The sequence below is a fragment of the Burkholderia sp. MSMB1588 genome, assembly GCF_001546925.1.
Taxonomy (GTDB): Bacteria; Pseudomonadota; Gammaproteobacteria; order Burkholderiales; family Burkholderiaceae; genus Burkholderia; species Burkholderia humptydooensis.
Genome location: NZ_LNJS01000001.1, coordinates 3529951 through 3553157, shown reverse-complemented (window position 1 = coordinate 3553157; position 23207 = coordinate 3529951). Strand labels below are relative to the sequence as shown.

Sequence of the window (23207 nt, the reverse complement as noted above, 5' to 3'; positions counted from 1 at the left end):
CCCGGGCGCATTGCTGCATAAGTGGAAGCGGGAAATCTGATTGTTTTGTTTGGGTAAATGGCGGAGAGCGACGATGGCGTCCAAGAGCGTAGTGGTCGAAGTCAAGGAGATCACCCTGGCGATCGAGCTGATCGAGCTGGGCGCGCGGCTGCAACTGCTCGAAGCCGAGACGAACCTGTCGCGCGATCGCCTGATCAAGCTCTACAAGGAACTGAAGGGCGTGTCGCCGCCGAAGGGAATGCTGCCGTTCTCGACCGACTGGTTCATGACGTGGCAGCCGAACATCCATTCGTCGCTGTTCTACAACGTCTACCGCTTCATGCGCGAGCACGGCGGCTGCGATTCGATCCAGTCGATCGTCAAGGCATACCGGCTGTATCTCGAGCACGTCGGGCTGTCCGACGACGAGGCGGTGCTGAGCCTCACGCGCGCGTGGACGCTCGTGCGCTTCTTCGATTCCGGGATGCTGCAGACGACGCCGTGCACCCGTTGCGGCGGACACTTTGTCGCACACGCGCACGACCTACACCACGGCTACGTGTGCGGCCTTTGCCAGCCGCCGTCGCGCGCGGGCAGGACCCGCAAGGCCGCCGCGCGGGCCGACCACGCCGCAATCGCCGCGTAAGCTTCTTCGCCGGGCCGCGCCGGCCGCGCATCGGGCGGCCTGCCTCCGTCATTGTCCCGTCTGCTGGTTTACACCGTCGAGCCTCTCCGGGGCGGTTTCCCAAAGTTTTCGTTGCGACTGCCGTAAACCACTTAACGGCGGCCTCCCGGCTGCTCATTCGTGAGGGACAGGCAGTGCTGATTTTCGTGGGAACTCTCGTGACCTTGTTGTCCGTGTTCGGCGGCTATGCGCTGGCGGGCGGGCACCTGGGCGCGCTCGTGCAACCGGTCGAGATCCTGATGATCGTCGGCGCGGGCGTCGGCGCGTTCATCATCGGCAACGGCATCAAGACGATCAAGGCGACGCTGCGCGTACTGCCCACGCTGCTCAAGGGCTCGAAGTACAACAAGGACATCTACATGGAGCTGATGGCGCTCCTGTACGTGTTGCTCGCGAAGGCGCGCAAGGAAGGCACGCTCACGCTCGAGGCGGACATCGACGAACCCGAGAAGAGCCCGATCTTCACCCAGTATCCGAAGATCCTCGCCGACCATCACATCGTCGAATTCCTGACCGACTACCTGCGCCTGATGGTGGGCGGCAACATGAACGCGTTCGAGATCGAAAGCCTGATGGACGAGGAGATCGAGACGCACCACGCCGAAGGCGAAGGTCCGGCGCACGCGCTGATGCGCGTCGGCGACGCGATGCCGGCGTTCGGGATCGTCGCCGCGGTGATGGGCGTCGTCCACACGATGGCGTCCGCCGACAAGCCGCCCGCGGTGCTGGGCGCGATGATCGCGCAGGCGCTCGTCGGCACGTTCCTCGGCATCCTGCTGTCGTACGGCCTGATCGGCCCGCTGTCGAGCCTCGCGGAGCAGCGCGTCGCCGAGTCGACCAAGATGTTCCAATGCATCAAGGTGACGATTCTCGCGAGCCTGAACGGCTATGCGCCCGCGATCGCCGTCGAGTTCGGCCGCAAGGTGCTGTTCTCGACCGAGCGCCCGTCGTTCGCCGAACTCGAAGAGCACGTGCGCCGCGTGAAGGCGAAGTGAGCGCGAGGGCACCGACATGAGCAAGGGCAAGGATCAGGCGATCATCGTCAAGCGGGTGAGCCAGCAGAAGAAGGGGCACCACGGTGGTGCATGGAAGCTCGCGTACGCGGACTTCATGACCGCGATGATGGCGTTCTTTCTGTTGATGTGGCTGCTGTCCGCGGTGACGCCCGTGCAGTTGAAGGGGATCGCCGACTACTTCAACACGCCGCTGAAGGCCGCGATCTTCGGCAGCGGCGACCGTAGCGCCGACGATTCGAGCATCGTCAAGGGCGGCGGCCGCGACATCTCGAGCGTCGAAGCCGGCGCGACGCGCCTCACCGACGGCTCCACGCATCTCGCCGACCGCGTCGCGAAGAAGAGCGAAGACGACGCGCTCGCGCAGGCGCAGGGCTCGCTCGAGCGCCGCGAGCAGGTTCGGCTGCACGACCTGCAGGTGAAGCTGATGGCGGCCATCGAGGCGAATCCGACGCTGCGCCAGTTCAAGCAGCAGATCCGCATCGATTCGACGCTGATGGGGCTGCGCATCGAGATCGTCGACACGCAGAAGCGGCCGATGTTCGCGATGTCGAGCAACGCCGTCGAGCCGTACATGCGCGACATCCTGCGCGAGATCGGCAAGACGCTCAACGACGTGCCGAACCGCATCATCGTCCAGGGCCACACCGACGCCGTGCCGTATGCGGGCGGCGAGAAGGGCTACAGCAACTGGGAGCTGTCCGCCGACCGCGCGAACGCGTCGCGCCGCGAGCTGATCGCGGGCGGCATGGACGAGGCGAAGGTGCTGCGCGTGCTCGGCCTCGCGTCGACGCAGAACCTGAACAAGGCGGACCCGCTCGATCCGGAGAACCGCCGGATCAGCATCATCGTGCTGAACCGCAAGTCCGAGCTCGCGCTGATGCGCGACGACGCGACGACGACGACGCTGTCGTCCGACGCGGCCGGCTCGGCGCGGCTCGCGCAGCAGATCACGCCGCCCGGCGCGGCCGACGCGCCCGCGTTGCCGGGCGCGTCGGCCCCCGCCGCGAGGAAACCCTGACGCATTCGAGACACGCATTCGAGACACGACATGATCCGAACCATTCTCGCCATCGACGACTCCGCCACGATGCGCACGCTGCTCAGCGCGACGCTCGGCGAAGCGGGCTACGACGTGACCGTCGCCTCGGACGGCGAAGTCGGGCTCGATGTCGCGATGGCCACGCCTTTCGACCTGGTGCTGACCGATCACTACATGCCGAAGAAGAATGGCCTCGAGCTGATCGCGGCGCTGCGCTCGCAGTCGGCCTACGAAGCGACGCCGATTCTCGTCCTGACGACCGAGAACGGCGACGCGTTCAAGGATGCGGCGCGCGCGGCGGGCGCGACCGGCTGGATCGAAAAGCCGCTCGACCCGGACGCGCTGATCGAGCTCGTCGCGGCGCTTTCGGCGTCGTCGAGCCTTTCGTGACGAACACGACGTTTTTATGCGGTGAACCGGCATGACTCTCGATATCACACAGTTCTATCAGACGTTCTTCGACGAAGCCGACGAGTTGCTCGCGCAGATGGAGCAACTGCTGCTGAACCTGGACGTCGCGTCGCCCGATCCCGAGGATCTGGCGGCTATCTTCCGCGCCGCGCATTCGATCAAGGGCGGCGCCGCGACGTTCGGCTTCACCGCGCTCACGGAAACGACGCACATCCTCGAATCGCTGCTCGATCGCGCGCGCAATCATGAGCTCACCCTGACGAAGGAGATGGTCGACGCGTTCCTCGAGACGAAGGACGTGCTGTCCGACCAGCTCGCCGACTACCGCGCGAGCGCCGAGCCCGATGCGGCCGCCGCGGCCGCGATCTGCGCGAAGCTCGAGCGGCTGAAGGCGTCGGCGAGCGGCGCGCAGGCGGCGCCGGCCGCCGCTCAATCGGCCGCGCCCGTCGTCACGGCCGGGCCGGCCGCGTCGACGATGGGCGTATGCGGCGCGCCCGAGCACGTCGTCGAGCAGGCGGTCGAGGCCGCGCACCCGGTGCCCGGCGCGCCTGGCGCCACGGGCGGCGGCGATGGCCCGCATCTGAAGATCACGCTGACGGGCGTCGGCGACAAGGACCAGGAACTGCTGACCGAGGAGCTCGGCAATCTCGGGCGGATCGTCGGCCGCACGAAGACGGGCGACGCGCTCACGCTGTGGCTCGAGACCGACGTGTCGTCGGACGACATCGTCGCCGTGTGCTGCTTCGTGATCGACGAAAGCCAGATCGCGATCGGCCGCGGCGCAGCGCCGGGCGCGGGCGACGCGCAGGCGGCGGACGCCGCGACGCCGGTGGCGCAGCAGCGGGGGGAAGCCGCCCACGAAACCGCCCACGAAACCGCCCATGAAGCCGCGGCCGTTGAAGCCGCGCCGGAACCGGCGGCGGCCCGGCCGGCAGCGGCGCTCGTCGCCGAAGCGCGGCCGGCCGCGCCAGTCGCCGCACCGAGCGCACCCGCCGCCACGCCCGCCACGCCGGCGCCGGCCGCGGCATCCGCCGCCGCGCAGCATCACGACGACCGCAAGCCGCGCCCGGCCGCCGCCGCGAGCGCGGAGGGCAGCTCGATCCGCGTCGGCGTGGAGAAGGTCGACCAGTTGATCAACCTCGTCGGCGAGCTCGTGATCACGCAGGCGATGCTCGCCGAGACGACGAGCGCGTTCGATCCGGCGCTGCACGACCGCCTGTACAACGGGATGGCGCAGCTCGAGCGCAACGCGCGCGATCTGCAGGAAGCGGTGATGTCGATCCGGATGATGCCGATGGATTACGTGTTCAGCCGCTTCCCGCGGCTCGTGCGCGATCTCGCGGGCAAGCTCGGCAAGCAGGTCGAGCTCGTCACGTTCGGCCAGGCGACCGAGCTCGACAAGAGTCTCATCGAACGGATCATCGATCCGCTGACGCACCTCGTGCGCAACAGCCTCGATCACGGGATCGAGACCGTCGAGGCGCGCCGCGCGGCAGGCAAGGACGCGGTCGGCCAGCTCGTGCTGTCGGCCGCGCACCACGGCGGCAACATCGTGATCGAGGTCAGCGACGACGGCGCGGGCCTGAGCCGCGACAAGATCCTCGCGAAGGCGGCCAAGCAGGGGATGCAGATCTCCGAGAACATCAGCGACGAAGAAGTGTGGAACCTGATCTTCGCGCCGGGCTTCTCGACCGCCGAAGTCGTGACCGACGTGTCGGGCCGCGGCGTCGGGATGGACGTCGTCAAGCGCAACATCCAGTCGATGGGCGGGCACGTCGAAATTTCGTCGCAGGCCGGTCGCGGCACGACGACGCGGATCGTGCTGCCGCTCACGCTCGCGATTCTCGACGGGATGTCGGTGAAGGTGGGCAGCGAGATCTTCATCCTGCCGCTGAACTTCGTGATGGAGTCGCTGCAGCCGGCGGCCGACGACATCTACACGATCGGCAACGGCGAGCGCGTCGTGCGCGTGCGCGGCGAATACCTGCCGCTCGTCGCGCTGCACGAGGTGTTCTCGGTCGACGACGCGCGCACCGATCCGACGCAGGGCATCGTCACGATCATGCAGACGGAAGGCCGCCGCTTCGCGATGCTGATCGACGAGCTGGTCGGCCAGCAGCAGGTGGTCGTCAAGAACCTCGAGACGAACTACCGCAAGGTGTACGGCATTTCGGCCGCGACGATTCTCGGCGACGGCAGCGTCGCGCTGATCGTCGACGTCGCGGCGCTCAATCGCGAGACCCGCACGACGCACGGCTCGCACGCGAGCGCCGCGCTCGCGGTGTCCTAATTTACGTGATCCATCGACCTGGGGGCTAACGTGTCCGAAGTCCAAACGAATCATCCGGCCGCGCCGAACGCGGCCAGCCGCCGCGACGCCGAGCAGGGCGACGCGGCGGGCCAGGAATTCCTCGTCTTCACGCTCGGCGACGAGGAATACGGCATCGATATCCTGAAAGTGCAGGAAATCCGCGGCTACGACAGCGTCACGCGGATCGCGAACGCGCCCGAGTTCATCAAGGGCGTGATCAACCTGCGCGGCATCATCGTGCCGATCGTCGACATGCGGATCAAGTTCCATCTCGGCCGTGTCGACTACGACCATCAGACCGTCGTGATCATCCTGAACGTCGCGCATCGCGTCGTCGGGATGGTGGTCGACGGCGTGTCCGACGTGCTCACGCTGTCGACCGAGCAGATCATGCCCGCGCCGGAATTCGGCGGCGTGCTGACGACCGAGTACCTGACGGGGCTCGGCACGGTCGATGGCCGGATGCTGATCCTGATGGACATCGAGAAGCTGATGACGAGCAAGGAGATGGCGCTGATCGAGACGCTCGGCGCATAAGCGGGCTCGACGCAGGCAACGGAATTACGGGGAGCTGACGATGCTGCACAACTGGTCGATCCGCACGACGCTCACGGCCGTCGGATGCATGCTGGTGCTCGTCGCCGCGCTGGTCGGCGGGCTCGGGCTGTATGCGCTCAATCACGCGAGCCGCTCGCTCGACGCGATCGCGCACGGCGATCTGCCGACGATCCACACGCTCGACGACGCGTCGTCGTACCTGCTGCGCGCGCGCGTCGCGCTCGACCGCTTCAAGACGCTGTCCGAGGCCGGCAACGCCGACGAGGCGAAGAAGGTGCTCGCGCGCGCGCAGGAGCTGTACGCGAAGTCGACGCAGAACTGGCAGGCGTATGCGGCCGCGTCGAAGGAGGGCGTCGACCCGGCGCTGACCGACGAGCTCGCCGCGCGCTACGCGACGCTCGCGAAGGAAGGCGTCGAGCCGGAATTCGCCGCCGCGGGCGCGGGCGACCTCGCCGCGTATCACGCGATCGCCGACACGAAGATCAGCCCGATGTTCGTCGCGTACGACAAGGCGGCGGCCGCGGTGGTCGCCGCGTATTCGACGCGCGCGGAATCGCGCTTCGACGCGACGCAGGCGCGCATCTCGCTGATGATCGCGCTGATCGCGGCGGGCATCGTCGCCGCGTTCATGATGGTGATCGGCATCCGCTTCGCGCTGCGCGGGCTCATCGTGCAGCCGCTGAACGTCGCGATCGCGCAGTTCGAGCGGATCGCGGCGGGCGACCTCACGCCGGCGGCGCAGGCCGCCGGCAACAACGAAATCGGCCGGCTGTTCCAGGGCATCGGCCGGATGCAGGCGGCCGTCGCCGACATGGTGAAGGCCCTGCATCGCGGTGCGCAGGCGGTCGACGTCGGCGCGCGCGAGATCTCGAGCGGCAACGCGGACCTGTCCGCGCGCACCGAATCGCAGGCGGCGTCACTGCAGGAAACCGCGTCGAGCATGGAGCAACTGACGGGCACCGTGCGCCAGAACGCGGAGAACGCGCGGCAGGCGAGCCAGCTCGCGGTCAACGCGTCCGACATCGCGACGCAGGGCGGCGAGGTCGTCGGCCAGGTCGTCACGACGATGCAGGACATCGCGACGAGCTCGACGAAGGTGGCCGACATCATCGGCACGATCGAAGGGATCGCGTTCCAGACCAACATCCTCGCGCTGAACGCGGCCGTCGAGGCCGCGCGCGCGGGCGAGCAGGGCCGCGGCTTCGCGGTCGTCGCGGGCGAGGTGCGCTCGCTCGCGCAGAGGAGCGCGACGGCCGCGAAGGAAATCAAGCAGTTGATCGGCGATTCCGCGCACAAGGTGCAAAGCGGCTCCGCGCTCGTCGAGCGCGCAGGCACGACGATGGCCGAGATCGTCCAGGCGGTGCGCCGCGTGACCGACATCATGGGCGAGATCAGCGCGGCGTCCGAAGAGCAGTCGACAGGCATCGTCCAGGTGAACCGCGCGGTCAGCCAGATGGACGCCGTCACACAGCAGAACGCGGCGCTCGTCGAGGAAGCCGCCGCCGCGGCCGCGTCGCTCGAGGATCAGACGCGGCAGATGAAGCAGATCGTGTCGGCGTGGCGCGTCGAAGGCGGGATCGCGTCGTCGGCGGCGCCGGCTTCGTCGGCGGCTTCGTCGGCTGCTTCGTCGTTGGCGGCTTCGGGCGTGCGTTCGAACGTGAATGCCCGCGCGAGCGCGTCGAGCGGGCAGCGTGCCGCGAGCGCGACCGCAACTGCCGGCGTGTCCGGATCGTCGCGGGTGTCGGCGGCCGTCGCGCCGGCTGCCGCACACGGCGAGCGTGCGGCGCATGCCGCCGCGCCGCATTCCGCGAAGACTTCCGCCGCATCGCCGGCGTCGTCCGCCTATGCGCCGAAGCTCGCGAAGCCCGGCGCCGCCGCGCGCCCGGCAACGAACGCGGCCGCGAGCGCGGCCGGCGCCGCCGCGCCGCAAGCCGCCCCCGCCCCCGCGTCGTCCTTCGCGCTCAAGCGCCCGGTGCTGTCGGGCGAGCCGAAGCCCGCAGCCGTGTCTGCCGCTTCCGACGACGACTGGGAAACCTTCTGAGCCATGACGCCCGCACGCGCCGCCACTCGTCTCGACGCACTCGAACCGCAAGAGCGGTCGGGCGACGCTGCGCGGGACTTCGAATTCACGTCCGCCGATTTCGCGAAGATCCGCGCGCTGATCCATCGGCGCGCGGGCATCTCGCTGTCCGAGCACAAGCGCGACATGGCGTACAGCCGCCTCGCGCGGCGGCTGCGCGCGCGTGGGCTCGACCGCTTTTGCGATTACCTCGAGCTGCTCGAACGTGAAAACGACCCGTCCGAATGGGAAGCGTTCACGAACTCGCTGACGACGAACCTGACCGCGTTCTTCCGCGAGTCGCATCACTTTCCGATCCTCGCCGAATTCGTCAAGCGCCGCGAGCAGCCGGTGTCGGTGTGGTGCTCGGCGGCGTCGACGGGCGAAGAGCCGTATTCGATCGCGATGACGCTCGTCGAGGCGCTCGGCGAATCGGCCGCGCGCTCGGCGAGCGTGCTCGCGACCGATCTCGACACGCAGGTGCTCGCGAAGGCCGAGGCGGGGGTCTACGCGTTCGAGCAGGTCAAGCACCTGTCGCCCGAGCGGCTCAAGCGCTTCTTTCTGAAAGGCACGGGCGCGCAGGCGGGCCGCGTGAAGGTGCGCCCCGAGCTGCGCGCGATGATCCGCTTCGGGCAGTTGAACCTGACCGACGCCGACTACGGCCTCACGAAGCCGTTCGACGCGATCTTCTGCCGCAACGTGATGATCTACTTCGACAAGCCGACGCAATCGCAGGTGCTCGCGCGCTTCGAGCCGCTGATGAAGCCGGGCGGCCTGCTGTTCGCCGGCCATTCGGAGAACTTCACGTATGTGACGCAGGCGTTTCGCCTGCGCGGGCAGACGGTCTACGAGCTGACGCGCGACGGGCAGCCGGCCGCGCCGCGCGCGCGCGCGCGCGTCGCGGCGGCGGAGGCGGAACTCCGATGAGCGGGCTGCCGATCGCGACCAATCTCTATTTCGACGCGCACTTTCACCGCCGCGGCGTGAAGCTGCTGCCGAACGAGTTCTACACGACGCACGAGGACATGGTCCTCGTCACCGTGCTCGGTTCGTGCGTCGCCGCGTGCCTGCACGATCCGATCGCGCGGATCGGCGGGATGAACCACTTCATGCTGCCGGACGACGGCGCGGACCCGTCCGCCGCCGCGTCCGAATCGATGCGCTACGGCGCGTATGCGATGGAAGTGCTGATCAACGAGCTGATCAAGGCAGGCGGCCGCCGCGAGCGCTTCGAAGCGAAGGTGTTCGGCGGCGCGGCCGTGCTCGCCGGGATGACGACGATCAACATCGGCGATCGCAACGCCGATTTCGCGCGCCGCTATCTGGCGCTCGAGCGCATCCGCATCACCGCGGAGGATCTGCAGGGCGTGCATCCGCGCAAGGTCGCGTTCATGCCGCACACGGGGCAGGCGATGGTCAAGAAGCTGCGCGTGCAGGCGCCCGATGTCGCCGAGCGGGAAGCCGCGCTCGCGCGCGAGGCGGCCGGCCCGCGCGTCGAGCGCGCCGCCCGCGCGCGGCCGCGCGTCGAGCTGTTCGGCACGCCCGCGCCGAAGGCTCAGGCGAAGCCTCGCATCGAATTGTTCGGTACGCGGGCCACGCAGCCCGCCACAAGAAAGCAGGAGGCTTGAACGCTGTGCAGAAGAAAATCAAAGTGCTGTGCGTCGACGATTCGGCGCTGATCCGCAGCCTGATGACCGAAATCATCAACAGCCAGCCCGACATGGAGGTGTGCGCGACGGCGCCCGATCCGCTCGTGGCGCGAGAGCTGATCAAGCAGCACAACCCGGACGTGCTGACGCTCGACGTCGAAATGCCGCGGATGGACGGCCTCGACTTTCTCGAAAAGCTGATGCGCCTGCGGCCGATGCCGGTCGTGATGGTGTCGTCGCTGACCGAGCGCGGCTCGGAGATCACGCTGCGCGCGCTCGAGCTGGGCGCGGTCGACTTCGTGACGAAGCCGCGCGTCGGGATTCGCGACGGGATGCTCGACTACGCGGAAAAGCTGGCCGACAAGGTGCGCGCGGCATCGCGCGCGCGCGTGCGGCAGAATCCGCAGCCGCATCCGGCTGCCGCCGCGGCCGCGCACGGCCACGCGGGCGCCGTCGCGCCGCTCATCAACAACCCGCTCGTCAGTACCGAGAAGCTGATCATCGTCGGCGCGTCGACGGGCGGCACCGAGGCGATCCGCGAAGTGCTGACGCCGCTGCCGCCCGACGCGCCCGCCGTGCTGATCGCGCAGCACATGCCGCCCGGTTTCACGCGCTCGTTCGCGCAGCGCCTGAACGGGCTGTGCCGGATCTCGGTGAAGGAGGCGGAGCACGGCGAGCGCGTGCTGCCGGGCCACGCGTACATCGCGCCCGGCCACGCGCACCTGCTGCTCGCGAGAAGCGGCGCGAACTACATCGCGCACCTGTCGGACGATCCGCCCGTCAACCGTCATCGCCCGTCGGTCGACGTGCTGTTCCGCTCGGCCGCGCAGCACGCGGGCAAGAACGCGCTCGGCGTGATCCTGACGGGGATGGGCCGCGACGGCGCGGCCGGGCTGCTTGAAATGAAAAAGGCGGGCGCGTATACATTCGCGCAGGACGAGGCGAGCTGCGTCGTGTTCGGCATGCCGCGCGAGGCGATCGCGATGGGCGGCGTCGACGACGTCGCGCCCCTTTCCGACATGAGTCGCCGTATCATGGCGCGCCTCGCGTCGATGGGCGATCGCGTGCAGCGCGTGTAACGCCGGCCACGCCATCAGCGTGGACAGGCCCCAGGCGCCACCGTTACAGGACATGAATCAGGAAAGGAACAGACGATGGACAAGAGCATGAAGATTCTGGTGGTGGACGATTTTCCGACGATGCGCCGGATCGTCCGCAACTTGCTGAAAGAGCTGGGCTATTCGAACGTCGACGAGGCGGAGGACGGTCTGGCGGGCCTCGCGAGGCTGCGCGGCGGCGGCTACGACTTCGTGATCTCCGACTGGAACATGCCGAACCTCGACGGTCTCGCGATGTTGAAGGAGATCCGCGCGGACGCGTCGCTCACGCATCTGCCGGTGCTGATGGTGACGGCCGAATCGAAGAAGGAGAACATCATCGCGGCCGCGCAGGCGGGCGCGAGCGGCTACGTCGTGAAGCCGTTCACGGCGGCGACCCTCGACGAGAAGCTCAACAAGATTCTGGAAAAGATGGCGAAAGCGGGGAGCTGACGTGAACGAGCCGATTGATGTGGCGGTTGCCGGCGCGAGCGCCGACGAACGCCTTGCCGACGCCGCCGATCTGGCGAGCGACCGTATTCTCGCGCGCATCGGCCAGTTGACGCGCACGCTGCGCGACTCGATGCGCGAGCTGGGGCTCGACAAGCACGTCGAGAAGGCAGCGGAAGTCGTGCCGGATGCTCGCGATCGGCTGCGCTACGTCGTCGCGATGACCGAGCAGGCGGCCGAGCGCGTGCTGACCGCGATCGAGATCGCGAAGCCCGTGCAGGAGCGCCTGCAGCAGGACGCCGCGGCGCTCGACGCGCGCTGGGCGAAGTGGTATGAAACGCCGATCGAGCGCGCGGAAGTGCGCGGCCTGATGGACGACACGCGCGAGTTCCTGCGCGCGCTGCCGGACGCGACGGGCGCGACCAACGCGCAACTGCTCGAGATCATGCTCGCGCAGGACTTCCAGGATCTGACGGGCCAGGTGATCAAGAAGATCATGGACATGGTCTACCTGATCGAGCAGCAACTGTTGAACGTGCTGGTGGAGAACATCGCGCCCGAGCGCCGCGAGCAGTTCGCCGCGACGGCCGCCGCGCTCGCCGCCGAGCAGGCGGGCGGCGCGATGACGCCGGAATCGCTGCTCAATGGGCCGCAGATCAATCCGGAAGGAAAGGCAGACGTTGTGCAGGATCAGGCGCAAGTCGACGATCTGTTGGCGAGTCTGGGATTTTGAGTCGAATTGTTTTGCAATAATTAAAAATTATCGAGATTAATGCCGATAGGTTTTTGACATAAGCTGCAGGCATACTACGCTCCTGATCTGCAGGCTCTCGAGGGCTTTCTTTTCACTTTCGATTGTCGATAATGAGCGGCGTGTGTCCGTCGGACCTACGCTGCCCGAATACAGAGCCTGAATTCGAGGAGGAATGGAGTGAGATCGAGTCGATTCTGCCGGATCGCCGCGACGGCGGCCGGCTTCATGTGCGCGTGGCTTGCCGCGCCCGCCCACGCAGGCCTCGGCGGCGCGCCGATGACCCCGCCCGCCGCGGACACCGCCGCGACGGTGCATTCGATGCAGCGCAGCATCCGCGCGGCGGGTGGCGCATCGACAGCCGCCGCCGGCTACACGGTGCGCGAAACGACGCTCGGCTCGGGCACGGTCGTGCGCGAATACGTGTCGACGGCGGGCACCGTGTTCGCGCTGTCGTGGCAGGGCCCGGTCGCGCCGAACCTGTCCGACCTGCTCGGCACCTATTTTTCGCAGTACGAGGCAGGCGTGAAGGCGTCGCGCGCCGCGCACGGGCCGCGCGCGCCCGCCGCGATCGACACGAGCGGGCTCGTCATCCACACGGGCGGCCACATGGGCTCGTATTCCGGTCAGGCATGGCTGCCGCAGGCGCTGCCTGCCGGCTTCTCCATCAACGACATCCAGTGATCGCGCCGGGAGGGGACAGATCTTGCGCTTCCAACACACTCTGACTCGCTGGCTCGGCGCGCTGAGCCTCGCCGCAGCCACGGTCGCGCTCGTCGCCGCGTGCGGCGGCGGCGACGGCGGCTCGAACGCGTCGGCGAACACCGGCTCCGGCGGCGGCAACACGTCCGCGGGCGGCGGCTCGAACGGCGGTTCCGGCGGCACGCCGCTCGCGTCGAACCAGGCGGCGATCACCGTCAGCACGGGCGTCGCGACCATCATCAATATGCCGACCGTCAGCGTGACGATCTGCGCGCCCGGCACGTCGACGTGCCAGACGATCGGCAACGTGCTCGTCGACACCGCGTCGTACGGGCTGCGGATCGTCAACACCGCCGCGTCGGGCGTGCTCGGCAGCCTGCCCGTGTCGAGCGTGAGCGGCGGCGCGCTCGTCGAGTGCGGCAAGTTCGTGACGAGCTACACGTGGGGCACCGTGCGCACCGCCGACGTGAAGATCGCAGGCGAGCAGGCGAGCTCGCTGCCGGTCCAGATCATCGGCGACCTCGGCTCGTCCGGCGTGCCGACGTCGTGCTCGAACGGCAACTCGCCGTCGAACACCGCGGCAGACCTCGGCGCGAACGGCATTCTCGGGATCGGACCCGCGCCGTACGACTGCGGCTCGAATTGCACGACGTCGACGCTCTACAGCAACTACTACGCGTGCCCGAACGGCAACACGAGCTGCCAGGTCACGACGGTGCCGCTCGCGAAGCAGGTCGCCAATCCGGTGCCGAGCTTTGCGGGCGACAACAACGGCGTGATCGTCGCGATGAACCCGCCGTCGGGCGGCAGCGCGACGGGCACGCTGACGTTCGGAATCAACACGCAGTCGAACAACGCGCTGCCGGCGGGCGTGACGAAGCTCACGTCGACGACCGCGGGCGATCTGACGGGCACGCTGCTCGGCCGCGCGATCACGCAGGCGTTCTTCGACACCGGCTCGAATGCGTACTTCTTCGATACGGGCGGCAGCACGGCGGTCTCGCTGCCCGTGTGCGGCAACAATTCGTCGTTCTACTGCCCGTCGAGCATGCAAACGACGACGGCCACCGTCGTCGGCCTGAACGGCGCGCAGGCTTCGCCGTCGATCTCGATCGGCAATGCGAGCTCGCTGTTTTCGTCGTATGGATCGGCGGTGCCGAACCTGGGCGGCCCGTTCGGCAACACGCGGATGCTCGACTTCGGCTTGCCGCACTTCTTCGGCAAGACGCTGTACTTCGGGATGGACATGACGGGCAGCGGCGGTCCGCCGCCGTATGTCGCGTTGTGACGCGGCGCGCGCGGGTGTCCCGTTCCTGGGGCCCGCGCGCGGCGACTGACGGCAAAAGGGGCGCGAGAAAAATCGCGCCCCTTTTTGCATCGAGACGACGAAAGCCGCGGGGCCGCGCGCGGCGCGTCAGGCGGCGGGAGCCTCGGCGAGCAGGCCGCTGTCCGCTTCGCGCTTCCGGCCTCCGCTCCCGCTCCCCGATCGCTCCCCGATCGCGCCCCCAAGACCCCCTTACACCCGCCGTTCGCCCCCGCAACCGATTCGAAGAAATACCCCGGTTTTCCCGCTTTCCTCGACCGATCGCCCGTTGACCGCCGCGGGAATAATCGGTGTCACTGGAAAGCGGCATCCCGCCGCGCCATCTGGAGGCCCGCGTGGCTGAGGACAGCGATCTCGACCGGACAGAAGCCGCCACGCCCAAGCGCCGCGAGAAGGCGCGCGAGGAGGGGCAGGTCGCGCGCTCGCGCGAGCTGGCTTCGTTCGCGCTGCTGTCGGCAGGCTTCTATGGCGCGTGGATGCTGTCGGGCCCGATCGGCGAGCACCTGCGCACGATGATGCGCGCCGCGTTCTCGTTCGATCGCGCAGCCGCGTTCGACACGAACCGGATGCTGTCGCACGCGGGCACGCTGAGCCTCGAAGGGCTCTACGCGCTCGCGCCCGTGCTCGCGCTCACCGGCGTCGCGGCGCTCGCCGCGCCGATGGCGCTCGGCGGCTGGCTCGTGTCGACGAAGACGTTCGAGCTGAAGTTCGATCGCCTGAACCCGGTCACGGGCCTCGGCCGCATTTTCTCGATTCAAGGTCCGATCCAGCTCGGGATGTCGATTGCGAAGACGCTCGTCGTCGGCGGGATCGGCGGCATCGCGATCTGGCGCAGCAAGGACGAATTGCTCGGCCTCGCGACCCAGCCGCTCGATGCGGCGCTCGCCGGCGCGCTGCATCTCGTCGCCGTGTGCTGCGGGATGACGGTGGCGGGGATGCTCGTCGTCGCGGGCCTCGACGTGCCGTACCAACTCTGGCAGTACAACAAGAAGCTGCGCATGACGAAGGAAGAAGTGAAGCGCGAACACCGCGAGAACGAAGGCGATCCGCACGTGAAGGGGCGGATTCGCCAGCAGCAGCGCGCGATGGCGCGCCGCCGGATGATGGCGAACGTGCCGACGGCCGACGTCGTCGTCACGAACCCGACGCGCTTCGCGGTCGCGCTCAAGTACACGGACGGCGAGATGCGCGCGCCGAAGGTCGTCGCGAAGGGCGTGAACCTCGTCGCCGCGCGGATCCGCGAGCTCGCGGCCGAGCACCGCGTGCCGCTCCTCGAAGCGCCGCCGCTCGCGCGTGCGCTCTATCACAACGTCGATCTTGAGCGCGAGATTCCCGGCACGCTGTATTCGGCCGTCGCCGAAGTGCTCGCGTGGGTGTATCAGTTGAAGCGCTTTCACGCCGAAGGCGGGATCGCGCCCGAGACGCCCGTCGATCTCGACGTGCCGGCGGAACTCGACAAGGGCGCGCACGTCGCGCCGCAAGACGAGCGCGAAGAGGCCGAGGACGCGCTCGGCGGCCGCGCCGCCGGAGGTGCCGCATGAACATGCCGGCCGGCCTCCTCGGCAAGCGCGCGCAGCTTTTCGCGGGCACGAACCTGCGCGCGCTCGCGGGCCCGATCCTCATCTGCATGATTCTCGGGATGATGATCCTGCCGCTGCCGCCGCTGCTGCTCGATCTGTTCTTCACGTTCAACATCGCGCTGTCGGTGATGGTGCTGCTCGTCAGCATGTACACGATGAAGCCGCTCGACTTCGCAGCGTTCCCGAGCGTGCTGCTGTTCTCGACGCTCCTGCGCCTGTCGCTGAACGTCGCGTCGACGCGCATCGTGCTGCTCGAAGGCCACACGGGCCCCGACGCGGCCGGCCAGGTGATCGAGGCGTTCGGCCACTTCCTCGTCGGCGGCAACTTCGCGGTCGGCATCGTCGTGTTCGTGATCCTGATGATCATCAACTTCATGGTGATCACGAAGGGCGCGGGCCGGATCGCCGAAGTGTCCGCACGCTTCACGCTCGACGCGATGCCCGGCAAGCAGATGGCGATCGACGCCGACCTGAACGCCGGCCTCATCAACGAAGAGCAGGCGAAGAAGCGCCGCCGGGCGGTCGCGCAGGAGGCGGAGTTCTACGGGTCGATGGACGGCGCGTCGAAGTTCGTGCGCGGCGACGCGATCGCGGGCCTCATCATCATGGCGATCAACGTGATCGGCGGCCTCATCGTCGGGATTCTCCAGCACGACATGAGCTTCGCCGCGGCGGGCAAGAACTACACGCTGCTCACGATCGGCGACGGCCTCGTCGCGCAGATCCCGTCGCTCGTGATCTCGACCGCGGCCGGCGTGATCGTCTCGCGCGTCGCGACCGACGAGGACATCGGCACGCAGCTCACGACGCAGCTTTTCACGAACCCGCGCGTGCTGATGATCACGGGCTCGATCATCGTGCTGATGGGCCTCATCCCGAACATGCCGCATTTCGCGTTCCTGCTGCTCGGCGGCGGCGCGATCTGGCTGTCGCGCACGATGACCCGGCGCGAGGCCGCGAAGAAGGCGGCGGGCATGGTCGCCGAGATCGCGCCGCCCGCGGCGCTGCCGGCCGACAGCCACGAGGCGACATGGGAAGACGTGACGCTCATCGATCCGCTCGGCCTCGAAGTCGGCTACCGGCTGATTCCGCTCGTCGACAGGAACGCCGACGGCGAGCTGCTCAAGCGGATCAAGAGCATCCGCAAGAAATTCGCGCAGGAAATCGGCTTTTTGCCGCCCGTCATCCATATACGCGACAACCTCGAGCTGCGCCCGAACGCTTACCGGATCGCGCTCAAGGGCGTCGCGGTCGGCACGGGCGAAGCGTATCCGGGCCAGTGGCTCGCGATCAACCCGGGCCAGGTTACGGCCGCGCTGCCGGGCGCGCCGACGCAGGACCCGGCGTTCGGGCTGCCCGCCGTGTGGATCGACACGGCGCTGCGCGAGCAGGCGCAGGTGTACGGCTACACGGTCGTCGACGCGAGCACCGTCGTCGCGACGCATCTGAATCATCTCGTCGTCCAGCACGCGGCCGAGCTGCTCGGCCGCCAGGAAGTGCAGGCGCTCATCGAGCGCACCGGCAAGGACGCGCCGTCGCTCGTCGAGGATCTGGTGCCGAAGACGATCTCGCTCACGACGCTGCAGAAGGTGCTGCAGAGCCTGCTCGACGAAGGCGTGCCGATCCGCGACATGCGCACGATCATCGAAGCCGTGTCCGAGCAGGCGGGCCGCATCACCGATCCGTACGACCTCACGGCCGCCGTGCGTCTTTCGCTCGGCCGCGCGATCACGCAGCAGTGGTATCCGGGCGCGGGCGAGATGCAGGTGATGGGGCTCGACGCGAATCTCGAGCGCGTGCTGTCGCAGGCGCTCGCCACGGGTGCGAATCCGGGCCTCGAGCCGGGGCTCGCGCACACGCTGCTCGTCGGCACGCAAGACGCGATGCTGCGCCAACAGAACATGGGGCTGCCGCCCGTGCTGCTCGTCCAGCACGCGCTGCGCGCGATGCTCGCGCGCTTCCTGCGCCGCAGCCTGCCGCAATTGAAAGTGCTGTCCTACGCCGAAGTGCCGGACACGCGCACGATCAAGGTCGTTAACGTCATTGGGGGTACCGCTTGAACATTCGCAAATTCATTGGTCCGACGAGCCGCGACGCGCTGCGCCTCGTGCGCGAAGCGATGGGTGCCGACGCGGCGGTACTGTCCAACCGGACGCTCGAAGACGGGCGCGTCGAGATCGTCGCGCTGCCCGCCGCCGAGCTCGCCGACATCTCGACGCGCCGCGCGGCCGAGGCTGCCGCGCACGGTGCGGCCCAGCCGCATGCGCCTTCGGGGCCGTCGTTCGCGTCGCCCGCCGCATCGGTCGTCGTGCCGAGCGCCGCCGCGTCCGGCGCGTCGGCCTCGGCGCCGACGTTGCGCGCGGCCGCGAATCCGTACGCGGCGGGCTGCATGCCCGACGTGTTCTCGTCGGTGTTCGGCGCGAGCGTCGACGCATCGGCCGACGGCGACGCGCAGCCCGCCGTCTCCATGCCCGCCCAGCCCGCCGCGCCGTCCGAGCCCGCGCCGTGGCTCGTCGAGCACGCGAAGCGGCTGACGAAGCAGCACGACGAGCTCGTTGCGCGGCCGCGCGCCGCGGCGCGCGCAACGCACGCAACGCACGCGCCGCGCGAGCGCGCGGTAGCCGACGAAGCGCCCGAATGGGCGCTCGACATCGTGCGCCATGCCGCGCGCCGGCTGCCGCCCGACGAACCTTCGGCGGCGAAGCCGGCGCTGCGCCTGCCCGAGGATGCGGCAACCGCCGTCGCGGACGCGGTGAAGGCGCGCATCGAGCGCATCGTCAACGATACGGTGATGCAGGAGCTCGGCTCGCTGCGCGAGCTGATGGAAGAGCAGTTCGCGGGCCTGATGTGGAACGAGCGCCAGCGCCGCAACCCGGTGCACGGCGCGCTGATGAAATACCTGTTCGCGGCGGGCTTCTCCGCGCAGCTCGTGCGGATGATTGTCGACAACCTGCCGGAAGGCGCGGGCTACGACACGCTCGACGCGGCGGCCGACTGGGCGCAGTCGGTGCTCGCGGCGAACCTGCCCGTGCTCGACAGCGAGGATGCGCTGATGGAGCGCGGCGGCGTGTTCGCGCTGATGGGCCCGACGGGCGTCGGCAAGACGACGACGACCGCGAAGCTCGCGGCGCGCTGCGTGATGCGCTTCGGCGCGAGCAAGGTCGCGCTGCTCACGACGGACAGCTACCGGATCGGCGGCCACGAGCAACTGCGCATCTTCGGCAAGATCCTCGGCGTGCCGGTGCATGCGGTGAAGGACGGCGGCGATCTGCAGCTCGCGCTTGCCGAGCTGCGCAACAAGCACATGGTGCTGATCGACACGATCGGCATGAGCCAGCGCGACCGCACGGTGTCCGACCAGATCGCGATGCTGCACGGCGCGGACACGCCGGTGCAGCGCCTGCTGCTGCTGAACGCGACGAGCCACGGCGACACGCTCAACGAAGTCGTGCAGGCGTATCGCAGCGCGGCCGGCCAGTCTGAAGCGGCCCTGCCCGATCTCGCGGGCTGCATCCTGACGAAGCTCGACGAGGCGAGCAACCTGGGCGGCGTGCTCGACACGGTGATCCGCTACAAGCTGCCGGTCCACTACGTGTCGACCGGCCAGAAGGTGCCCGAGAACCTGTACGTCGCGACGAAGAAATTCCTGCTCAAGAGCGCGTTCTGCGCGCCGCGCGAGGATTCGCCGTTCGTGCCGCACGACGACGACCTGCCGGCGATGCTGTCCGCGTTGAGCCCGCGCACCGGCAACGAACTGCACGAGGTCCGCTTTGGATAAGCGCATCGCCGACCAGGCAGAAGGATTGCGGCGCCTGCTCGCCGGACGCGCGTCGCGCGTCGTCGCGGTGACGGGCGGACCGTCGGGCGTCGGCTGCACGTCGACGGTCGCCAATCTCGCCGCGGCGCTCGCCGCGCTCGGCAAGGACGTGCTCGTCGTCGACGAGCGCGCGAACGTCCGCTCGATCACGGCGACGCTGTGCGGCTCGTGGCTGCGCGACGGCGAGCCGGTGCGGCACGAGCTCGGCTTCGCGGTGTGCGAGGCGTCGCGGCTCGCGCGCGTCGGCTACAGCGATGCGCAGCTCGAGACGCTCGGCGACGGCGCGGCGGACATCGTGCTGGTCGACGCGCAGCTCGACGCGAGCGGCGCGTTCTCCGCGCTCGCGCGCGACGCGCACGACGTGCTCATCGTCACGCGCGTGTCGGCGTCGGCGATCACCGAGGCGTACGCATGCATGAAGCGGCTGCACTACGCGCACGCGCTCGCGCAGTTTCGCGTGCTGATCAATCACGTGCAGAGCGCGGCCGACGCGAGAGCCGCCTACGAGAACCTCGCGGGCGTCGCGAGCCGGTATCTGTGCGTGTCGCTGTCGAACGCCGGTTGCGTCGCCGCCGATGCGCTGATCGAGCGCGCGCGCGGGCTCGCGCACACGGTGGTGGACGCGTTCCCGTCGGCGGCGGCGGCGCGCGATTACCGGCAGATCGCCGCCGATCTGCTGTATTGGCCGATGCGCCCGAGTCCGGGCATCGGCCGGGTCCGGACGGGAAGTTCGGCGTTTGAACGAGGCGCGGCTCATGCCGCCTGAACGCCACGACGAAGAGAGGGCATGATGTATAACGCTCAAGGCAAGATTTCCCAGGACGAAGTGCTGACGCAATATGCGCCGCTCGTGCGTCGCCTCGGCCTGCAGCTCGTCGCGAAGATGCCGGCGAGCGTGGACCTCGACGACCTGATCCAGGCCGGCATGATCGGCCTGCTCGACGCGGCGAGCCGCTACAAGGAAGACCAGGGCGCGCAGTTCGAGACCTATGCGACGCAGCGCATCCGCGGCGCGATGCTCGACGAGCTGCGCAGCAACGACTGGCTGCCGCGCAGCCTGCGCAAGACCTCGCGCGAGGTCGAGCACGCGGTGCATCAGGTCGAGCAGCGGCTCGGCCGCTCGGCGAACGAGACGGAGATCGCCGCGCACCTGCAGATGCCGCTCGACGAGTACCAGTCGATGCTGCAGGACCTGCACGGCAGCCAGCTCGTCTACTACGAGGACTTCGACCGCTCGGCCGACGACGAGCCGTTTCTCGACCGCTACCGCGCCGATCACAGCGATCCGCTGTCGGCGCTGCTCGACGAGCATCTGCGCGACGCGCTCGTCGATGCGATCGAGCACCTGCCGGAGCGCGAGAAGCTGCTGATGTCGCTGTACTACGAGCGCGGGCTGAACCTGCGCGAGATCGGCGCGGTGCTCGAGGTGAGCGAGTCGCGCGTGTGCCAACTGCACAGCCAGGCGGTCGCGCGGCTGCGCGCGAAGCTGCGCGAGCAGGCGTGGGTCGGCACGGAGAGCTGAGCGGCCGCGCGGCGGCCTCGCGCGCGAGGCGCGGCTGAACCGCGCGCGCCGGCGAAGCGGGCAAAATGCCGCACGGGAGCGGCCGGCCCCGCCCGACAGGAAAATTTCGTCTCGATTTGCTACAATCCCACCTCGTTTCCGAGGAGCGTTGCGACGGGCCCCGCCCGCCAGGCTCGGAAATGGTCAACCGAGCGGTGTGTCGGCGCAGCATCGTCGCTTAGCGGCGATCGTTCCCGCCGATGTCGGCCGCTTACTTGAACGGCGCTCACGTCACAATTTTCTAGAACTTTTTTTAGAAAGGAGGGCGTGATGAACGCCGCTGTCATCGATTCCCAATCCGCACAAGATTACGTCGTCGCCGATATCGCGTTGGCCGGCTGGGGCCGCAAGGAACTGAACATCGCCGAGACCGAGATGCCCGGCCTCGTGCAGATCCGCGACGAATACAAGGCGCAGCAGCCGCTGAAAGGCGCGCGCATCGCCGGCTCGCTGCACATGACGATCCAGACGGGCGTGCTGATCGAGACGCTGAAGGCGCTCGGCGCGGACGTCCGCTGGGCGTCGTGCAACATCTTCTCGACGCAGGATCACGCGGCCGCCGCGATCGTCGAAGCCGGCACGCCCGTCTTCGCGTTCAAGGGCGAATCGCTCGACGAATACTGGGAGTTCTCGCACCGCATCTTCGAATGGCCGAACGGCGAGTTCGCGAACATGATCCTCGACGACGGCGGCGATGCGACGCTGCTCCTCATCCTCGGCTCGAAGGCCGAGAAGGACCGCTCGGTGATCGCGACGCCGACCAACGAGGAAGAAGTCGCGCTCTTCAAGTCGATCGAGCGCCACCTCGAGGCCGACGGCAACTGGTACTCGAAGCGCCTCGCGCACATCAAGGGCGTGACCGAGGAGACGACGACGGGCGTGCACCGCCTGTACCAGATGGAAAAGGACGGCCGCCTGCCGTTCCCGGCGTTCAACGTGAACGATTCCGTGACGAAGTCGAAGTTCGACAACCTGTACGGCTGCCGCGAGTCGCTCGTCGACGGCATCAAGCGCGCGACCGACGTGATGATCGCGGGCAAGATCGCGGTGGTCGCGGGCTACGGCGACGTGGGCAAGGGCTGCGCGCAGTCGCTGCGCGGCCTTGGCGCTACGGTGTGGGTGACGGAAATCGATCCGATCTGCGCGCTGCAGGCGGCGATGGAAGGCTACCGCGTCGTGACGATGGAATACGCGGCCGACAAGGCCGACCTCTTCGTGACGGCCACCGGCAACTACCACGTGATCAATCATGATCACATGAAGGCGATGCGCCACAACGCGATCGTCTGCAACATCGGCCACTTCGATTCGGAAATCGACGTCGCGTCGACCCGCCAGTACCAGTGGGAGAACATCAAGCCGCAGGTCGACCACATCATCTTCCCGGACGGCAAGCGCGTGATCCTGCTGGCCGAAGGCCGCCTCGTGAACCTCGGCTGCGCGACGGGCCACCCGTCGTTCGTGATGTCGAACTCGTTCACGAACCAGACCCTCGCGCAGATCGAGCTGTTCACGCGCGGCGGCGAGTACGGCAACAAGGTGTACGTGCTGCCGAAGCACCTCGACGAAAAGGTCGCGCGCCTGCACCTCGCGCGCATCGGCGCGCAGCTCTCCGAGCTGTCGGACGATCAGGCGGCGTACATCGGCGTGTCGAAGGCGGGCCCGTTCAAGCCGGATCACTATCGTTACTGATATCTTGATCCGTACCCGGCGCGCGGGCGCCGGGCGGCCGCTCGCCTGACGTCCGCCGCGCGCGGCGCGTCGGCGGGCGAAGTGCGCCGCCCGACGCATCGCGCGTTCTCATCTTCCGGGGCGGCCGCGCCCGGCCGGATCGTCAACCGCAGAAGGAGCAATCCATGACCGTCATCCTGACCTGGATCATCAACGCGCTCGCGCTCTTGATCATCACGTACCTCGTGCCGTCGATCCACATCAAGAGCTTCGGCACGGCGCTCGTCGTCGCGGTCGTGCTGGGTCTCATCAATGCGGTGATCCGGCCGGTCCTGATCCTGCTCACGCTGCCCGTGACGATCGTCACACTCGGCCTCTTCATCCTCGTCGTGAACGCGCTGTGCTTCTGGCTCGCGGCGTCGCTGCTGAAGGGCTTCGAAGTGTCGGGATTCTGGTCCGCGTTCTTCGGTTCGATCCTGTACAGCATCGTGTCGTGGCTGCTGTCCGCCCTGATCTTCGGTCAGCGCAATATCGGCTGACGGGGTGA

21 protein-coding genes and 1 riboswitch are annotated in these 23207 nt (G+C 68.3%); all 21 genes read left to right on the top strand.

What is annotated here, in order from left to right:
- Positions 1-73: 73 nt before the first annotated feature.
- The 21 genes from flhC (at position 74) to WS92_RS27940 (ending at position 23199) form a co-directional block, all read left to right on the top strand.
- Positions 74-625, top strand: a complete 552-nt coding sequence (gene flhC / locus WS92_RS28040; protein WP_059934764.1) for a flagellar transcriptional regulator FlhC — start codon at positions 74-76, stop codon at positions 623-625.
- A 173-nt stretch (positions 626-798) separates the two neighbouring features.
- Positions 799-1659 (top strand): flagellar motor stator protein MotA, encoded by an 861-nt coding sequence (motA, locus tag WS92_RS28035; protein ID WP_009913920.1) that lies wholly within the window; start codon positions 799-801, stop codon positions 1657-1659.
- Positions 1660-1675: 16 nt separating this feature from the next.
- A complete protein-coding gene (motB, locus tag WS92_RS28030; protein ID WP_006023827.1) occupies positions 1676-2698 on the top strand; it encodes a flagellar motor protein MotB in 1023 nt (340 codons plus the stop codon).
- A gap of 30 nt (positions 2699-2728) precedes the next feature.
- Positions 2729-3109 carry a response regulator gene (locus WS92_RS28025; RefSeq protein WP_006023826.1) on the top strand — a complete coding sequence of 127 codons (381 nt, stop codon included), beginning with the start codon at positions 2729-2731 and terminating at the stop codon, positions 3107-3109.
- Between the two features lie 31 nt (positions 3110-3140).
- Complete coding sequence (gene cheA, locus WS92_RS28020) at positions 3141-5420, top strand: chemotaxis protein CheA (RefSeq protein ID WP_059934765.1); 2280 nt, start codon at positions 3141-3143, stop codon at positions 5418-5420.
- A 30-nt stretch (positions 5421-5450) separates the two neighbouring features.
- Positions 5451-5978: a chemotaxis protein CheW gene (gene cheW / locus WS92_RS28015; protein ID WP_006023824.1), complete on the top strand. Its 528-nt coding sequence runs from the start codon at positions 5451-5453 to the stop codon at positions 5976-5978.
- A 40-nt stretch (positions 5979-6018) separates the two neighbouring features.
- On the top strand, positions 6019-8040 hold the full coding sequence (locus WS92_RS28010; protein WP_059934766.1) for a methyl-accepting chemotaxis protein: 2022 nt from the start codon (positions 6019-6021) through the stop codon (positions 8038-8040).
- 3 nt (positions 8041-8043) lie between these two features.
- Positions 8044-8985 (top strand): CheR family methyltransferase, encoded by a 942-nt coding sequence (locus WS92_RS28005; RefSeq protein WP_059934767.1) that lies wholly within the window; start codon positions 8044-8046, stop codon positions 8983-8985.
- A complete protein-coding gene (cheD, locus tag WS92_RS28000; protein ID WP_059934768.1) occupies positions 8982-9686 on the top strand; it encodes a chemoreceptor glutamine deamidase CheD in 705 nt (234 codons plus the stop codon). The genes WS92_RS28005 and cheD overlap by 4 nt, the downstream gene beginning before the upstream one ends.
- A 5-nt stretch (positions 9687-9691) precedes the next feature.
- Positions 9692-10786, top strand: a complete 1095-nt coding sequence (locus WS92_RS27995) for a protein-glutamate methylesterase/protein-glutamine glutaminase (RefSeq protein WP_015602235.1) — start codon at positions 9692-9694, stop codon at positions 10784-10786.
- Positions 10787-10861: 75 nt separating this feature from the next.
- On the top strand, positions 10862-11257 hold the full coding sequence (gene cheY / locus WS92_RS27990; RefSeq protein WP_004185006.1) for a chemotaxis response regulator CheY: 396 nt from the start codon (positions 10862-10864) through the stop codon (positions 11255-11257).
- 1 nt (position 11258) lies between these two features.
- Positions 11259-11987 carry a protein phosphatase CheZ gene (gene cheZ / locus WS92_RS27985; RefSeq protein ID WP_043281840.1) on the top strand — a complete coding sequence of 243 codons (729 nt, stop codon included), beginning with the start codon at positions 11259-11261 and terminating at the stop codon, positions 11985-11987.
- 198 nt (positions 11988-12185) lie between these two features.
- The gene (locus WS92_RS27980) at positions 12186-12689 is read left to right on the top strand and encodes a DUF2844 domain-containing protein (RefSeq protein ID WP_059934769.1); all 504 of its coding nucleotides are present in this window, start codon (positions 12186-12188) and stop codon (positions 12687-12689) included.
- A 22-nt stretch (positions 12690-12711) separates the two neighbouring features.
- Complete coding sequence (locus tag WS92_RS27975; RefSeq protein WP_006023815.1) at positions 12712-13995, top strand: DUF3443 domain-containing protein; 1284 nt, start codon at positions 12712-12714, stop codon at positions 13993-13995.
- Between the two features lie 371 nt (positions 13996-14366).
- Positions 14367-15572, top strand: a complete 1206-nt coding sequence (gene flhB, locus WS92_RS27970; RefSeq protein ID WP_006023813.1) for a flagellar biosynthesis protein FlhB — start codon at positions 14367-14369, stop codon at positions 15570-15572.
- Positions 15569-17671 (top strand): flagellar biosynthesis protein FlhA, encoded by a 2103-nt coding sequence (flhA, locus tag WS92_RS27965; RefSeq protein ID WP_059934770.1) that lies wholly within the window; start codon positions 15569-15571, stop codon positions 17669-17671. Before flhB ends, flhA begins: the two co-directional genes overlap by 4 nt.
- Entirely contained in the window at positions 17668-19389 is a 1722-nt protein-coding gene (gene flhF, locus WS92_RS27960; protein WP_059934771.1) for a flagellar biosynthesis GTPase FlhF, read from the top strand. Before flhA ends, flhF begins: the two co-directional genes overlap by 4 nt.
- Entirely contained in the window at positions 19382-20194 is an 813-nt protein-coding gene (locus WS92_RS27955; protein WP_006023810.1) for a MinD/ParA family ATP-binding protein, read from the top strand. Before flhF ends, WS92_RS27955 begins: the two co-directional genes overlap by 8 nt.
- 21 nt (positions 20195-20215) lie before the next feature.
- Positions 20216-20950: an RNA polymerase sigma factor FliA gene (locus WS92_RS27950; protein WP_006023809.1), complete on the top strand. Its 735-nt coding sequence runs from the start codon at positions 20216-20218 to the stop codon at positions 20948-20950.
- 134 nt (positions 20951-21084) lie between these two features.
- Positions 21085-21224: riboswitch (S-adenosyl-L-homocysteine riboswitch) on the top strand.
- A gap of 35 nt (positions 21225-21259) precedes the next feature.
- Positions 21260-22681, top strand: a complete 1422-nt coding sequence (ahcY, locus tag WS92_RS27945) for an adenosylhomocysteinase (RefSeq protein WP_006023808.1) — start codon at positions 21260-21262, stop codon at positions 22679-22681.
- Positions 22682-22845: 164 nt separating this feature from the next.
- Complete coding sequence (locus WS92_RS27940) at positions 22846-23199, top strand: phage holin family protein (protein WP_006023807.1); 354 nt, start codon at positions 22846-22848, stop codon at positions 23197-23199.
- Positions 23200-23207: the final 8 nt, after the last annotated feature.

Bases quoted from the DNA above. Each gene is read 5' to 3' on its own strand.
- flhC (WP_059934764.1), top strand. From the start codon at position 74: ATGGCGTCCAAGAGCGTAGTGGTCGAAGTCAAGGAGATCACCCTGGCG.
- motB (WP_006023827.1), top strand. From the start codon at position 1,676: ATGAGCAAGGGCAAGGATCAGGCGATCATCGTCAAGCGGGTGAGCCAG.
- WS92_RS28025 (WP_006023826.1), top strand. From the start codon at position 2,729: ATGATCCGAACCATTCTCGCCATCGACGACTCCGCCACGATGCGCACG.
- cheA (WP_059934765.1), top strand. From the start codon at position 3,141: ATGACTCTCGATATCACACAGTTCTATCAGACGTTCTTCGACGAAGCC.
- WS92_RS28010 (WP_059934766.1), top strand. From the start codon at position 6,019: ATGCTGCACAACTGGTCGATCCGCACGACGCTCACGGCCGTCGGATGC.
- WS92_RS28005 (WP_059934767.1), top strand. From the start codon at position 8,044: ATGACGCCCGCACGCGCCGCCACTCGTCTCGACGCACTCGAACCGCAA.
- cheD (WP_059934768.1), top strand. From the start codon at position 8,982: ATGAGCGGGCTGCCGATCGCGACCAATCTCTATTTCGACGCGCACTTT.
- cheY (WP_004185006.1), top strand. From the start codon at position 10,862: ATGGACAAGAGCATGAAGATTCTGGTGGTGGACGATTTTCCGACGATG.
- flhA (WP_059934770.1), top strand. From the start codon at position 15,569: ATGAACATGCCGGCCGGCCTCCTCGGCAAGCGCGCGCAGCTTTTCGCG.
- WS92_RS27950 (WP_006023809.1), top strand. From the start codon at position 20,216: ATGATGTATAACGCTCAAGGCAAGATTTCCCAGGACGAAGTGCTGACG.
- ahcY (WP_006023808.1), top strand. From the start codon at position 21,260: ATGAACGCCGCTGTCATCGATTCCCAATCCGCACAAGATTACGTCGTC.
- WS92_RS27940 (WP_006023807.1), top strand. From the start codon at position 22,846: ATGACCGTCATCCTGACCTGGATCATCAACGCGCTCGCGCTCTTGATC.